The organism is Peribacillus sp. R9-11 (genome assembly GCF_031345095.1).
GTDB lineage: Bacteria > Bacillota > Bacilli > Bacillales > DSM-1321 > Peribacillus > Peribacillus butanolivorans.
On the sequence record NZ_CP133763.1, the window covers coordinates 2,839,048 to 2,854,231 of the forward strand.

The 15,184-nt window shown below is 36.9% G+C and carries 11 protein-coding genes; 2 read left to right on the forward strand and 9 right to left on the reverse strand.

Going from position 1 to position 15,184, the window contains the following annotated elements; all coding sequences use genetic code 11:
* Window positions 1-15: 15 nt before the first annotated feature.
* Window positions 16-1,008 (reverse strand): thiamine pyrophosphate-dependent dehydrogenase E1 component subunit alpha, encoded by a 993-nt coding sequence (locus RE409_RS13890; protein WP_201224509.1) that lies wholly within the window; start codon window positions 1,006-1,008, stop codon window positions 16-18.
* A gap of 1,176 nt (window positions 1,009-2,184) precedes the next feature.
* Here RE409_RS13890 and RE409_RS13895 point away from each other — a divergent pair.
* Complete coding sequence (locus tag RE409_RS13895) at window positions 2,185-2,766, forward strand: TetR/AcrR family transcriptional regulator (protein WP_201184675.1); 582 nt, start codon at window positions 2,185-2,187, stop codon at window positions 2,764-2,766.
* A gap of 26 nt (window positions 2,767-2,792) precedes the next feature.
* Complete coding sequence (locus RE409_RS13900; RefSeq protein WP_201249455.1) at window positions 2,793-3,995, forward strand: MFS transporter; 1,203 nt, start codon at window positions 2,793-2,795, stop codon at window positions 3,993-3,995.
* Between the two features lie 539 nt (window positions 3,996-4,534).
* Here RE409_RS13900 and RE409_RS13905 read toward each other — a convergent pair.
* The 8 genes from RE409_RS13905 to RE409_RS13940 all read right to left on the reverse strand — a co-directional run bounded on the left by RE409_RS13905 (window position 4,535) and on the right by RE409_RS13940 (window position 15,184).
* A complete protein-coding gene (locus tag RE409_RS13905; protein ID WP_201253537.1) occupies window positions 4,535-6,523 on the reverse strand; it encodes an acetoacetate--CoA ligase in 1,989 nt (662 codons plus the stop codon).
* 117 nt (window positions 6,524-6,640) lie between these two features.
* Window positions 6,641-7,840, reverse strand: a complete 1,200-nt coding sequence (locus tag RE409_RS13910) for an ATP-binding protein (protein ID WP_309559214.1) — start codon at window positions 7,838-7,840, stop codon at window positions 6,641-6,643.
* 342 nt (window positions 7,841-8,182) lie between these two features.
* Window positions 8,183-9,322 carry an acyl-CoA dehydrogenase family protein gene (locus tag RE409_RS13915; RefSeq protein WP_201184681.1) on the reverse strand — a complete coding sequence of 380 codons (1,140 nt, stop codon included), beginning with the start codon at window positions 9,320-9,322 and terminating at the stop codon, window positions 8,183-8,185.
* 122 nt (window positions 9,323-9,444) lie between these two features.
* Window positions 9,445-10,692: a GTPase gene (locus RE409_RS13920; protein WP_201253538.1), complete on the reverse strand. Its 1,248-nt coding sequence runs from the start codon at window positions 10,690-10,692 to the stop codon at window positions 9,445-9,447.
* Between the two features lie 154 nt (window positions 10,693-10,846).
* Window positions 10,847-11,599, reverse strand: coding sequence for a helix-turn-helix transcriptional regulator (locus RE409_RS13925; RefSeq protein ID WP_056522848.1), 753 nt, complete (start codon window positions 11,597-11,599; stop codon window positions 10,847-10,849).
* Between the two features lie 263 nt (window positions 11,600-11,862).
* Complete coding sequence (gene map, locus RE409_RS13930; protein WP_057215668.1) at window positions 11,863-12,609, reverse strand: type I methionyl aminopeptidase; 747 nt, start codon at window positions 12,607-12,609, stop codon at window positions 11,863-11,865.
* Between the two features lie 934 nt (window positions 12,610-13,543).
* Window positions 13,544-14,341 (reverse strand): ABC transporter permease subunit, encoded by a 798-nt coding sequence (locus RE409_RS13935; RefSeq protein ID WP_309557694.1) that lies wholly within the window; start codon window positions 14,339-14,341, stop codon window positions 13,544-13,546.
* Window positions 14,342-14,386: 45 nt separating this feature from the next.
* On the reverse strand, window positions 14,387-15,184 hold the full coding sequence (locus RE409_RS13940; RefSeq protein WP_309557695.1) for an ABC transporter permease subunit: 798 nt from the start codon (window positions 15,182-15,184) through the stop codon (window positions 14,387-14,389).

Genomic DNA, 15,184 nt, shown 5'->3' on the forward strand with positions numbered 1-15,184 from the left:
TCCTCCTTTTATTGTTTAATAAGAAACATAAACATCGTTTAATAAATCGGAAGCCTCTGGATATGGGCTTTCTTCACTAAACTTAACAGCTTGTTTAATTGCCTCTTCAACTGAATTCTCGAGGGAAACCAATTCAGTTGAAGCTAACAGATTCTGATTCAGTAAGTATTTTCTAAATTGAGCAATAGCATCTTTTTCTTGTTTATGTTCTTTCTTGTCTTGTTCTTTTTTATATTTCTGAGCATCGCCCTCGAAGTGTCCATAATTTCTATAGGTTACGCATTCTATTAATGAAGGACCTTCTCCTCTGCGAGCTCTTTGAACTGCTTCTTCTGCTGCCTGATAAACAGCAATTACATCCTTCCCATCCACTCGAACTCCCGGGATATTGTAGCTTATCGCACGATCGGCTATTGTTTTGCAGCTAGAAGCATAATTAAAAGGTGTGGCTTCACCATAACCATTGTTTTCAGCAATAAAAACAACAGGAAGATTCCAAATAGCCGCAAGATTGATCCCTTCATGAAAAGTGCCGTGATTATTAGCACCATCTCCAAAAAAACATACACTTACATGATCAGTTTTTTTATACTTGGCAGTTAATGCTGCACCACAAGCAAGTGGAAAGCCTCCTCCGACAATACCGTTTGCGCCTAACATTCCTTTATCTAAATCGGCTATATGCATGGAACCGCCTTTTCCTTTACAAAGACCTGTTACTTTCCCGTAGATTTCGGCCATCATTCCATTTAGGTCGCATTCTTTAGCTATACAGTGACCATGACCCCGATGAGTGCTTGTAATGCTGTCCTTTTCTGTAAGGTGGGCACACACTCCTACTGCCACCGCTTCCTCCCCAGCATACAAATGAACAAATCCTGGTAAGATTCCCTTAGCAAATGATTCATGAACTTGGTCTTCGAATTTTCTAATCTCAAGCATTTTTTTGTACATCCAATAAGCCTTGTCCTGTGATAACTGAATTTCTTTAGTTTGAATCGTTTCCATATTCCAGCCCCCAATCTTAATAATGAGTCAATAATATATAGTGCAATTTACGTGCCAAAATGAAAATTCGCTATATTAGGAATTTATCTATTTTCTAAAGAAACAAAACGAGACAAAATGAGAATGTTGTCTCGTTTTGTCTCGTTTTAAACAAAAAATGATAAAAGGGGGTTTTAGAATTTTTCATATAGAATGTATGTAACATGATTTAGCATGCAAAATTGATAGGTACTATTAAATAGCAGTTCAAAAACTAATAGAGATGGGGACAAAAAAAGACGGATCCATTTTGCTCCGCCTGTATTTGTAGCTTTGTAATAAAGTTTGATAAAAAGTAACCTTATTTGGTTGTTAACACAAAGACTCCATTTTGAAAAAAGTTTGATTATTTCATTGAACCTTCTTCTGCTAAAGCCCCCGTTAGTTCCATAAAAGTGCTGCTGACCTGCTCCGGATATTGAAGTAAAGCACCGTTAAGTTGAAGAAGACGTCGATTCCACCTACCTTTAGATGGTTATTATAGAAATCTCACATTATGAAATATATGTATTTTTCATTCCGTTCGATTATTAATTCTTCTATACCTAAAATTGCTGTATCTGATTTTGTTGTTTGTTCTTGAATCCATGGCAGGTAAAACTGAATTATTAAATTCTTCGTACGCTTTTTTTGGATTAGTATTTCTGGATATTGCAAAGAAATAAATACCTATCGTTCTACCTCTTTGGTAAGAGGCAGTGGCGATAACGGTAGACAACTACTATCAAATTCAAATTGTCTAGTCAGACCAAAGCAAATATTTAGTTCGTCGCTATTCAAAAGTTGATATTTAAGATGCTTTTGTAACATATTTCTCAGTATCGTTCGGATTCCCATAATAAGTAAATTACCTCAACTTATAAAAAAAGTTGCGTAGCAACCCTGTAATAGAAGTAAATCCACCTGTTAGGTTGAAGATCGTTCTGCATTACCGCGCTGCACTATATTACAGATAGGGCCCGTTTGGTTATGTAAGTCGATACCTGACATAATAATCTGTATTACAATATTTATTATTACTAAAGTATTTAACATTAAATTATTTGTTTAGATATCTAAATATATTTTCCACTTGCTTATGTTTATTTAATTTGCTAATATAACTGACGAACGTTCGTTAGATTCGAGGTGATTTTATTGAAAAGCAATGAAATTAAGGAGGCAGCTCTAAAATATTTCACAATTCATGGTTATGAAGGAGCATCCCTTTCTCTAATAGCTGAAGAAGTCGGCATGAAAAAGCAATCCATTTACGCACATTTTAAAGGAAAGGATGATCTTTTTCTACAAGTTTTACGTGATGCTAAAGAGACTGAATTATCTTCAAAACTCCAATATTTCAGTGAAATTGATTCACAAAATCCTAAATCAGATTTATACGGATTTCTACAATTGGTAATCGATCTTTTCCAAAAAAATGAGCAGTTAAAGTTTTGGCTACGTATGTCTTTTTTTCCGCCAGCACATCTTGCGAAAGCAATCGAAAAGGAAGTAATCGATATAGAAGATAAGGTGCAGGTGATACTGGAAAGTAAATTTCAGGATTGGATCGATGCTAAAGTAATAGTCGGAGATGTATCAAAAACGCCGACCTTTGCCTTCTTAGGAGTAGTCGATTCTATTTTGCTGGAGCTTGTATATGGCAATGATGAGAAGCGGCTGAAGGATAAATTAGAAGCCTCTTGGACAGTATTTTGGAGAGGTATTTCACATCAATGATTCATAAAGAAAGGAGGTGTTGATACATGGAGAAAACAATAAAAGAACAAAAGGCGGTATTAATTATTCTTCTAAGCAATATATTCATTGCTTTTCTGGGAATTGGACTCATTATCCCCGTTATGCCGTCATTTATGAATATCATGCATTTATCAGGAAGTACGATGGGCTATCTTGTTGCTGTATTTGCGGTATCACAGCTTGTTATGTCACCATTCGCGGGTCGTTGGGTTGACCGTTACGGCAGAAAGAAAATCATCATTATCGGATTATTCCTTTTTGGTGTTTCAGAACTTATCTTTGGTGTAGGCACGAACGTATCCGTGTTTTATTTATCAAGGATCCTAGGGGGAATCAGTGCCGCCTTTATTATGCCAGGTGTTACTGCATATGTTGCAGATATTACATCTGTTCAAGAAAGGCCAAAAGCAATGGGCTATATTTCAGCCGCCATTAGCTTGGGCTTTATAATAGGACCTGGGATCGGTGGCTTTATTGCAGAATTTGGTATACGCTTACCCTTCTTCCTGGCAGCGGCCATTGCTTTTTTAGCATGCCTTTCATCAATATTCATTTTAAAAGAGCCGATGACAAAGGAACAGCTTGCAAAAGTTTCTGCTAATACAAAGCAAACAAACTTTATTGGTGATTTAAAAAGATCACTTAATCCACTTTACTTTATTGCGTTCATCATTGTATTTGTACTCGCTTTTGGTTTATCGGCCTATGAAACTGTTTTTAGCCTATTTTCTGATCATAAATTCGGCTTCACGCCGAAGGATATTGCAATTATCATTACAATAAGCTCTATTTTCGGAGTTGTTGTGCAAGTATTTATGTTTGGAAAACTGGTAGATATCCTCGGCGAAAAAAAGCTTATCCAATTATGTTTAATCGTCGGTGCAATTTTTGCGGTAGCGTCCACTATGATCTCTAGCTTTTTGGCAGTTCTTGTGGTAACTTGCTTCATCTTCCTTGCATTTGACTTGCTTCGTCCGGCATTGACGACATTTTTATCAAAAGCTGCCGGGAAAGAGCAAGGATTTGTTGCTGGAATGAACTCAACCTATACGAGCTTAGGGAATATCGCCGGGCCATCTATGGGAGGATTACTATTTGACATAAACATCCACTATCCTTATCTTTTCGCTGCTGTCATTATCGTCATTGGCCTTGGTATTACAGTCATTTGGAAAGAAAACCGATTGGTAGAAAGCTTAGCGAAATAATTAGAAAAGCACAGGGAGCCTTTGAACAATCAAAAACCCAGGTTTTTTCCTGTGATGATCATACAAAGTAGCTTTCCTTGTGGAGATTGACAATTTTTCTAACTCGAAAAGTTATACTTTTATTTGTATCAAAACCCTTTGTCCATATTGAACAAGGGGTTTTGATCTTATCTACTAATAAATATCCGTTGAGTCAGAATGTAGATTTAAAACGTGTTTTAGGTACTTCTTTACCCTTTTAGCTTCTCCCGCTGTCGAACCAACCGAGCCATTTTTTATATATAAAATCCTTCTGCGTCATCTTCATTTAATAATCTCAAAGAGACTTCTTCATCAATCTTATGGATAACAAATTTTTCTCTTCCGTTGTCTCTATCCTACCTTGTCTTCTAAGAAAAAAGTTACTTCCCTCTTTTTTCACCAACCTACTACTTTCGTTAAATAAAAAATATCCTGCATTAAACAGGATATCTTATCTAACCACTCTTCGTCGGAACATTTTTTAAACATCACGACTCTATTTTAAAGCCACAGTATTCTTAGAATATTTTTCCCTCATTTAATTCAAATGCTAAATCTTTGAAAAATTGAAGCGATTCTGGATTGCCCATAGAGTCTGGATTCACTACCTTATCAAACTCAAAACCTAATAGTACTTTGCGAATCGGAACTTCCATTTTCTTTCCGTTCAATGTTTTTGGTATTTGCTCAACGACATAAATTTGGTCTGGGATAAAACGAGGAGAAACATTCCCTCTAATTTGTTCCTTAATTTTTGCTTTCAGGGTAGGGTCTAGACTGTTGCCAGACTTAAGAACAACAAACATCAGTAAGGAAGAACCACGCCCTAGCACTTCTCTATCAATAACAAGACTTTCCATTACCTCGTCAATCGCTTCAACAACCCGGTAAATATCACTTGTACCCATACGTACTCCAGAACGATTAATCGTCGAATCGGAACGTCCATAAATGATACAACTGCCTTTATCGTCAATTTTTATCCAATCACCATGTTTCCAAATACCAGGATACGTATCAAAATAACTCTCGTAGTATCTTATCCCATCTTTGTCATTCCAGAAATAAAGCGGCATGGATGGCATCGGTTTGGTAATGACCAGTTCTCCGACATCATTAATTAAAGATTGGCCTTGTTCATCAAAGGCTTCGACATGAACACCTAATGCCCGTCCCTGTATTTCGCCAATTCTAACGGGTAATGTAGGCACACCTCCTACAAATCCGGCACAGACATCTGTTCCGCCACTCGATGAACTGAGCCAGATATCCTTTTTAACATTTCCATATACCCACTTGTATCCGTCACCTGATAAAGGAGCTCCTGTAGAAAAAAGAGCTTTCAATTTCGATAGATTATATTTTTCCATTGGCTTGATTCCTAATTTCATAGAATTCGTTAGAAAAGGGGCACTTGTTCCAAAGAATGTCATGCCTGTATCTTCAGCCAATTCCCAAAGAGTATCCATGTTAGGGAAGGAAGGACTACCGTCATAAAGAACTATTGTCGCTCCATTAAGCAAACCACCCATTAGCAGGTTCCACATCATCCAACCTGTCGTTGTGAACCAGAAAACGGTATCTTCGGAAGTCATACTTTGATGCAATCGTGTGGATTTAAAATGCTCCAATAAAATGCCCCCATGCCCCTGTACAATCGGTTTTGGCATTCCGGTTGTACCTGATGAATAGAGGATCCAAAGCGGGTGATCGAATGGAACACTTTCAAAAGATAGATCCGCTGATTCGTTTAGAAGGGTTGACCATGGAATTATTTTCTTCAGATTTACCTCAAAGTTCGTTTTATCTATGTACGGAATCAACACTGTATGCTTGATAGTGGCTATTTCCTTTTGCAGCTGCGAAACAACTGAGGTTTTATCATACACGTTCCCATTATACTGATACCCGTCAATTGCAAGTAAAACAACCGGTTCAATTTGCTTAAAGCGGTCAATGACACTTCTTGCCCCGAAGTCGGGTGAACAACTCGACCAGATGGCGCCTATACTTGCTGTTGCCAAGAACGCTATGACGGTTTCAGGGATATTTGGCATATAGGCCACAACACGGTCACCCGATTTCACACCAAGTTTCCTTAATGAATGAGCGACAGAGGCAACTTTTTCTTTCAGCTCTTTCCAGCTTACCTCTTGCTTCTTGATATGCTCGGAACGGAAAAAAATCGCCGTTTTATCTTCTTGATCATTCGATAATGCATTCTCTGCATAATTGAGTCTCGATCCTTCAAACCACTTTGCACCCGGCATCGAATTATCTGCTAAAACCTTGTCATATTTTCTTTCAGCTTTTACTTCACAAAAATCCCATATTGACGCCCAGAAGTTCTCTAGCTCATAAACCGACCATTTCCATAGCTCATGATAATTATGAAACGCCAAACCTTTCTTTTCCTTTAACCAATTCACGTAATGACTCAATACCGTCTGATCGATTTGTTCTTTACTCGGTTCCCAAATGATTTGTCCATCTGCAAGCGTTTTCATTTAAATCATCTCCCTTTGGCATCAAATGCATTATTGAATTATTTCATATAATTGGTAGTTTAATTAAATGATAAAGTATTCTCTCAAAACCGTCAATTCACTCAAACTTAGGATGGATTAATTCTTTAATCTATCACTTTCGTTTCTATGAATAGGAAGTTTAATACAGAAGCAAGTTCCTTTCCCTTTCACACTTGACACACTAATAGTTCCATTCATACTTTTAATAATACTATAAGAAACCATCATACCTAGTCCTGTCCCTTTTTCTTTTGTCGTAAAATAAGGCTCACCTAAGCGGCTTATTTGTTCTTTTGTCATGCCAACGCCTTTATCTTGAATCTTAATTTGGAGAGTTGTTGTTGGGGCGTGATGGATTAAATGTATGTATAGTTCACCATTAACTTGCATCGATTCGATGCCGTTTTTTAAAATATTAAACAAGCACTGTTGAAATTTTTTTCTTTCTCCTATGATATAATAAGCGTCATCTTCCAAAAGCGATAATTTTATGTCTATTCCATTCATGTTTGCCAAGGGCTTAATAATATTTACCGCATGCTGAATCTCATCGGACACTCTTAAGTGTTCTTTATTTTCAGGGGTTGTTGCTGCAAACGTTAAATAATCATTAATGACTTCTGTAGCTCGATCTAATTCCCTCAAAGCGATATTTGCATACTTTACCTTTGTTTGCGAAGAAACTTCCTCTTGTAACATTTGAATATATCCTCTAGTTACTGTTAGGGGATTACGAACTTCATGTGAAATACTTGCAGCAAGGTGACTTACGATTTGTAACTTTTCTGCTTTTGCTAATTTTTCTAAAATCTGAAAATTCGCAAGGATGGCCTCCCACAGAATAATCACAATAACAATGCCAACGACTTGGATTATAAAGTATTGTTTCCATAAACTTATACCTATATTGATTCCAAATATTTGTGTTGCAATAAACTGTGTAAGAATCTGAACAATAAAGATTAATAAAATACCAACGATATTTTTTTTGAATACAGACATTTGTAAATAGTATTTAGAAAGAAAAGATATTGAAATACCAATTAACGGAAAAGTGATGCATGAAATATAAAATCCATTTTCTCCCCCCGACAAATATCGAATAATAAGAGTGATAGCTATTAATAAAAAACTTAATCGATAACCTCCATATAAACCACCTAAAAGAAATGGAATCCATCGGAGATCCCAAACAAAGTGTTCTTCTATTACTACTGGAAATAACATACATAGAACAAGTGAAAGAATAGGAAAAATGGCTAAGAACCATCCTTTTAATGCATCTAAACGGTACACGTATTTCACTAGATACACCATTTGCAATAAAAAGATGGGAAGAAGAATTAATAAAAAGTTAATCAGTAAATCTTTGGTCATAAGATTCATATCTACACCGAACTTTCAATGTTTTGCGAAAATTTTGAAATGCATATAAATCATAACAAGTTAGGGAATTTTAATCTAGTAAAATTATTGAGTAATTTTCAATAAAGAAAAGCGCAAAACACTGAAGTACATAATAGAATACGAAACAAGAAGCGGTCGATTCAGTCTAAAAAATGAATAGGTGAGAACTTCTCAAAAAAGACAAAAAAAAGCACTGAAACAGTCATTTCAGTGCAGCACAAATATAATTCTTTAATAAAGAGCTGCTTTTGCGAGCATAGTAATCGTTGCATCGTCCATTGGAGGATTATGAAGTCCCGCACGTACATCTCTGTAATAACGTTGCAATGGGTTCGTCCGTTGTAAGCTTTTGGCCCCAACGACCCTCATCGCTTTATCAACGATAGATATTGATTTGTTTACGACTGATAACTTAACCGCACCCAGCTCTTTCGATAATTCATCATGATTTTCAGTTTGTGTTTCCCATTTTTCCGCGACAGAATAGAGAAAATGGCGTGCTTCACTTAATTCCAGTTCAATTTCTCCAATCATTCTTTGAACATTAGGAAGATCTCGAATTGGTCCCGGCAGGCTATTTGGTGAATAAGTTTTCGCAAATTCGACTGCATAATTTCTTGCAGCCATCGCGATTCCTAAATAGCAGGCTGGTATATGTAACAGCCATGATTCAGGTTTCTTCTTGCCAGGTTTGCTTTGCATGACATAATACTTATCTGGAAGGATGACTTCATTTAACACTAAATCATGACTTCCTGTACCCTGCATAGAAATCATATCCCATGTTTCTTCTATACTTATCCCTTTTATGTTTCGATGAACCAAAAAGGTGCCAAGTTGCTCATCGTGAGGTACCCAGGCTGTAACAAGGAAAATATCTAGGACAGGTGATAGGGTCGTAAAGGTTTTTCTGCCATTCAATACCCATTGATTACCTTTCTTGATAGCTGTCGTTTCAGGACGTCCTCCACGTGTCGGACTTCCTGTTCCTGCCTCTGATGCTGCCGTGTTGATGAGGGCACCTTTGGACACTTCATCAAACAATTCGTCCATAACCTCTTTTTCCCATGGTCTTTTTTCAGTCAGAGAAAGTACCGTTCCTACATGCCAGCCGATTCCTAAGGCAGTTGGACCACAATACTCAGCTATTTTCTCCTGGCTAAGGAGGAAATCATACAAGGATCCACCATTACCTCCATACTCTTTTGCTAGCGTTAATTTAGGATATCCGAAATCCTTTAATTCCTGAATGTTTTCAAAAGGAAAGCCTTTTGATTCATCAAGATTTTCAGATCGTCCGGAAAAAGACTTAATCGCCGCCTCTAATTTTTGTATATATTCTTTTTGCTCTGCTGATTGAAAAAACGACATGAAGATCATCCCTTCTATATATGTAAAACAATATCCTATACCATCTAGCAGGGGAATCAGCATCTGCTAGAACTCACCTTTATCATATCACTTTAGTGGTGATTACAGTTTGAATCTGTACATTAAGAGTTAATGTCTTCATTTTTATATTGTTTATTAGCATTCTTATAAGCTTCTTTCGCTTGATTCATATCTTTATTTTCTATGAAATATGCAATGGCAGCTTGACCAATACCATAAGTAACAGCTCCCGCTACCGCACCTGAAACAGCAAGACCAGCACCTGGAATGAATCGAACTGCAGCTCGAACACCTTCCCTGACAAGCAAACCAATTCCGACGTTAATTCCTAAAGCTGTGATGAATTCACTGGCAGTTTTCGTATTGATATCTTTATCTGCGATAAAACCAATCACAACAATCATCAGTCCTTGGATACCAGTCAATATTGGAAAATCAGCAAAAGGGATTGGCTCGGCACCGATTAGACTGGCAATGGCCGTGAACGTACCTACGATAGTCCGCGCAAATTTTTTCTTAACGAATTGGCTCTGTATCGCCTTTGCAGTCTTTAGTTTCGCTTCACTGGGTAAGGCCTCAATTAAGTAATCAGAAAGCAAATCTATATTCCAGCGCATGTCATATTCAATTATTCCCTTTTCATCAAAATCAATATATGAACAAATTGGAATGATGTTTAATAGTGGGATTTCACTTTCTTTAAACCGCTTAGCCATTAAACCGATGGCCTCATCAATATGATGTTTTTTCTTAGGGTGGGCATCAAAAGGTACTTGTTTATAATGTGGCGGATCTAATTCATCTACCTGGGTGATAACACAGATTACTGGCACATCATAATGATGTTTATCTTTCACAATTTTCCTCAATTTACTTAACTCTTGTAAATCCTCTTCAATCCGAGAATCCGTTTCTTTTGCTTTGATTAAGAAAAGAAACACATCCGGCTGTTCCTCAGTCACCGCTTTAATTAATTCATCCATTGGTGTCTCTTCTTCATAGTCTTCCGTAGGAGTCTCACTCTCACCCAATCCACGAGAGTCCAGCAGACGAATTTTAGGTTGAGAATCACTCGGATACCAAAGCCATTTACCTTTACCAGTTCCAGATTTAACGGAGCTAACGTATTGCCGTTCTTGGCCAAACATTGCATTAATCAGTGATGACTTCCCTGAACCGCGCCTCCCAACAAGAGCAATCCGCGGTTCCCTCGCATCGACCGTCATCGTTTTAAGCTTCAAAAGCTGATCGAGCATTTTGTTCTTTTTCGATTCTGAAATAGGTAATTTATTTACCTGACCTTTAATAAACGTAAACAAACTGCCCATTTCATCGTGTTTCTCTACCATGTGAATTCCCCCTTGATAAGAACTGTTTTATATAATATTTACCCCTGATTGGTTCAACTTAAGCATGTTCATCGAACCATCCCATTACATCAGCTAAAGGGGATTTATCTGTTCTTCAGGAAACTAGAACTGGAGCGAATTGTTCATTTCTCAGTCAGGATTTATCTTTTAGAAACATAACCACACTGGCCATGTATTTTTGAATTTCCTGTACTTGATATGCGGCTGAATCAGCAATCTGTTTGTAATGATGTTGTCCTTCATCCGTAATTCGTAAATAACGTTTTGTTCGTTTTTCACTTTCCCATCTGCCAACAAGCAGGCCGGTCTCTTCCATTTCATGTGATAAATCGTATAAATACCCGTTAGAAGCAATCCAACCGAACTGATTTTTAAGCAGGTCCCCTATTTCCCCCATATAAATGGGCTTCTTTTTGAAAGCCGCCTTCAATGTGACATAACGGACTAAGTCCTTTACGGATATTATTTTCGAGAAATAAGATCGGTATTCCTCAGGAAGTTCGTTCACAACCGGAGGGTTTTCACCAGATCCTTTTAAATCGAACATAAAGCGGTCAATGACATTTTTCACTTCAGAAAAGCGTTCTAGAAAATTCTCCTGGTACCATTTATAAAGTTCTTTCCCTTTTTCCGTTATTTGATAATAATTTCTTCCCTTGTTCGTGTATAATGATAAATGGCCGGATTCGACAAGAGTATTAGAAATCTTACATAAGTAGTCATAGCTATGCACTTTTCCAGTAAACGTATTTTTCAGGTCCTGATGAATCGCCCTTGGATAATTTGTTTTTACTGTTAAAGAATGCAGTAAAAAAATCGTTAAAAATTCTCTCTGACTTAAACCAACCGATTCTACCGTTGTAGACAGTTTTTCCCCTTTCTTCACTGTCAAAACCTCCTTTATATTGTGTATCAGTTAACTCGTTAGAATAAATATTTCTTCGTCCTCCCCTTATTATCCTGTGCTACCACATAATAGTAAAGTTTTTAATGCCTAATCCACTTAGTACTATAGTTTGGGATTTCATCTATTATTGGTTGAATAGAATTCTGAATATTCTGCCGAGGTATTCTTTCAAATAAATAATGATATTTACGACATAAAAAAAGCAACGGCCAATTATTAGGCCGTTGCTTTTTTAAATACTCTTATTGTTCCGTTAAAATAATCGGAGCTTCTTTTGTAATAACAAGAGTATGTTCATATTGAGCGGAAAGTTTGCCGTCCGTTGTTCTAGCGGTCCAGCCGTCTTGGTCCATTTTCATATGCCATGTTCCTGCATTCAACATTGGCTCGATTGTTATGACCATTCCTTCTTTCAGACGAGCACCTTTACCTGGTTTACCATAATGTAAAACAGTAGGGTCTTCATGCATTGTTTTACCAATGCCGTGTCCTGTGAAATCACGGACTACAGAAAATTTTTCGCCTTCTGCATAAGATTGAATCGCATGTCCAATGTCACCAAGGCGATTGCCTGCCCGGGCAACTTCAATGCCTCTATAAAGTGCATTTTTTGTTACATCCATCAAACGTTGAGCTTCCTCGGAAACCTCACCAACTGCATAGGTCCACGCTGAATCCGCCAATCCACCATTAAGATTCACAACCATATCAATCGTTACGATGTCTCCCTCTTTCAAGGCTTTCTTTTGCGGGAAACCATGGCAAATTACATCATTCACAGATGCACAAGTTGCATATTTGTAGCCATTATAGCCCTTTTGTTCCGGCGTTGCACCGTGCTCTGCTAGATATTTGTCGACAAACTCTTCAATTTCCCAAGTTGTAATGCCCGGCTTAATCATTTTAGCGATTTCTCTATGCGTCGCAGCAAGAAGCTTTCCTGCTTCATGCATCAAATGTATTTCTCGTTCACTTTTTATTGTAATCATTTAAAATCCTCTTTCGTTTAATATCTTTTCTGATTGAGACTCCTTATTTATCATATGCCTTTTTTTATATAAAAAGCAACCAAAAACCCGGTAAAATTACCGGGTTAATAAATTGATCGCCATTTCTGTATTCGTAATCGGCTTGTAACAAACGTAATTCTCACAAATATAAAACGTTTTATCATCGTTTACCTTTTGACAACTTTCATTAAAAGACGTAAACTCCGCTAGTTTCTGGCTATCTTTGCTGACCAGTAGGTGCACTGTGCTTCTATAAAGTCATTCCTGTGAATCCTTGCTCATTGATATAATGTGCAAGTGCATGGAAATGAGCCTACCTACTCATACTTTTTTACTTCTTGCTCTTCTGATTCAATAGGCTTAAAAATTGATTCAGATGAAAACATATTAAAGTAGATATTAACAAGTACCTTATTTAGTTTTTGATTTACCACACTTCGCTTGGTATTGTCCAAAGCATTTTTCATTATTACTGCCGCAGTTTATCCTCATCTTTAGGAATGCTACTGTCTCCACATACATATATAAATGACCTTTTTCTGTTTTCCTGAATCAGTAACTTGTAACTCACACATTGTAGCTGTGGAATCTATAGGAATCTAATTTCTTTTAAAAGAATCTTCGTTATATGATTTTTTTATCATTGTAAGGACTTAACTAAAATGTGTTCATGAAACTATACTAACTCCAGCCATCACTATTTATTTATTAGGCTTTAGTTACTTCATAAAAGCGCCCTTTTCTGGAATAAAGCTCAAGGATTTAAATATTTACAAATCCTGAGTAATAATAGTTGAATTTTTTATAAATCTTTTAGCTGTTTGCTTTCAAAAGTTTTATTTAATAGGCTATTTTACATTTCATTGTTGCTTTTTATTTCCATGAAAAAAGACCGAAAATTACGGTCTTTGTACTAAACATTCAAATCTCTTTTTTTATAAAAAACATAGGTTACGACCAAAAGTGTTAGAATCAATATTAGTGAAATTACTACAAATATTACATCCAAACCGCCGCCATACATTACATTTTTCGCTTCAAAATATTTAAATGGTGTAAGATATCTTAAGCCATCAAGGTTCTCATTCAAATCAATAACGATTGATAACAAATACGTTAGTAAAAGGATTCCAGCCGCTACAGATGCAGCCGTTTTTGGCTTCTTTTTTACAGCAGCAAGTGCGCTGCCGATGACCATGAACAAGACCTGCAAAAAGAACATTGCCGCCATTAATATGGCTATTTCACCATTAACCGCCTCACCATCGCTATATTTCCCTAAAAGAAAAATGGACGAAACGAATGTTGCTAGATTAATGATCACGATATTAGTGAATGCTGCCCATAGCTTATTTGTAATGACTTTACTTCTAGATACTGGTTTGACGAATAAAAACTCGGATGTTTTATCCCGTTCTTCTTTAGCAATAATGGTTGCTCCAAGCATTACCGCATGAATGGTTGCCATTAATAATAAATAGAGAAAAAGCATTCCATAGTAGCCGCTGGCCTTCGTTAAATCTAAATCACTGAAACCCAATACAGCCCGCAGCGATTTTGGAATATCTGCGATCAAATCATTTATCGATTGCCCCGATGACGAATATGCTTCATATTTAGTCATTCCTGATGTCACCATAAGGAAGACACCGATGCTCCAAAATATGAGCGATTTTCGATGATACTTCATTTCTTTTAAAAATATATTCATGACCCAACTCCTCCATATAGCGTTCCACAAGTAAAGCAAGCATTCTTAAACAGCATGTATATCCTTCTTGTTATAGACGACATAACTAGCTGCTATGGCAAGAATGATAATAACTGCACCAACAATCAAAAATGTTGCTTCATAGCTGGAATGTTTAATGATATAAGCCGCGTCGAAATATTTAAACGGGGAAATATAACGTTTCACTTCATCACCTGTCGTATCACTGAACATTCCCACAAAGTAGAAAACAAAGACAGTGGCAATCGAGACGGTCAGCACGGATTTGATCCTTTGGACAATAACAGAAATGATGATCCCCAAGGCTAAGAATAGGAGTTGAATGAAAAAAATTGTAAGCGACAGCAAAAAGAAAATTTTCAAGCTAAACTCATCAGTCTTGACTTGTAATGCCACAAAGCTAGCTGCCGCGAAATAAACGATATTCGTCATGACAATCGAAACAAAAGCTGCCAATAACTTGGCTGTCAAAATTTTAGTACGGGTAACAGGCTTCGTTAACAAAAAGTCCGCTGTTTTTGCAAGGACTTCCTTGCTGACAATAGAAGTGCCGAGATTCATTGCCTGGATTGCTGCGCAAAGAGTAATGAACGATAATGGGAAGCTATAGAATCCTATAATAGTAAAGAAATTTTCTTGATTAAACCCAAGTGCGTTTCTTATTGCAGCCGGATAATTTTCCAATATTTTTTTAAAATCCTCTGCATCCTCTGCAAATGAGGAATACATCGACATGAAAATAACGATGATCACAATTAACGATAGAGACCATATGATTGTAGACTTTCGATAAGCCTTCAATTCATGCATAAAGATATTCAT

Coding starts and splice junctions, on each gene's coding strand:
- RE409_RS13890 (WP_201224509.1), bottom strand. CDS start 1,008: ATGGAAACGATTCAAACTAAAGAAATTCAGTTATCACAGGACAAGGCT.
- RE409_RS13900 (WP_201249455.1), top strand. CDS start 2,793: ATGGAGAAAACAATAAAAGAACAAAAGGCGGTATTAATTATTCTTCTA.
- RE409_RS13905 (WP_201253537.1), bottom strand. CDS start 6,523: ATGAAAACGCTTGCAGATGGACAAATCATTTGGGAACCGAGTAAAGAA.
- RE409_RS13915 (WP_201184681.1), bottom strand. CDS start 9,322: ATGTCGTTTTTTCAATCAGCAGAGCAAAAAGAATATATACAAAAATTA.
- RE409_RS13920 (WP_201253538.1), bottom strand. CDS start 10,692: ATGGTAGAGAAACACGATGAAATGGGCAGTTTGTTTACGTTTATTAAA.
- map (WP_057215668.1), bottom strand. CDS start 12,609: ATGATTACAATAAAAAGTGAACGAGAAATACATTTGATGCATGAAGCA.
- RE409_RS13935 (WP_309557694.1), bottom strand. CDS start 14,341: ATGAATATATTTTTAAAAGAAATGAAGTATCATCGAAAATCGCTCATA.
- RE409_RS13940 (WP_309557695.1), bottom strand. CDS start 15,184: ATGAATATCTTTATGCATGAATTGAAGGCTTATCGAAAGTCTACAATC.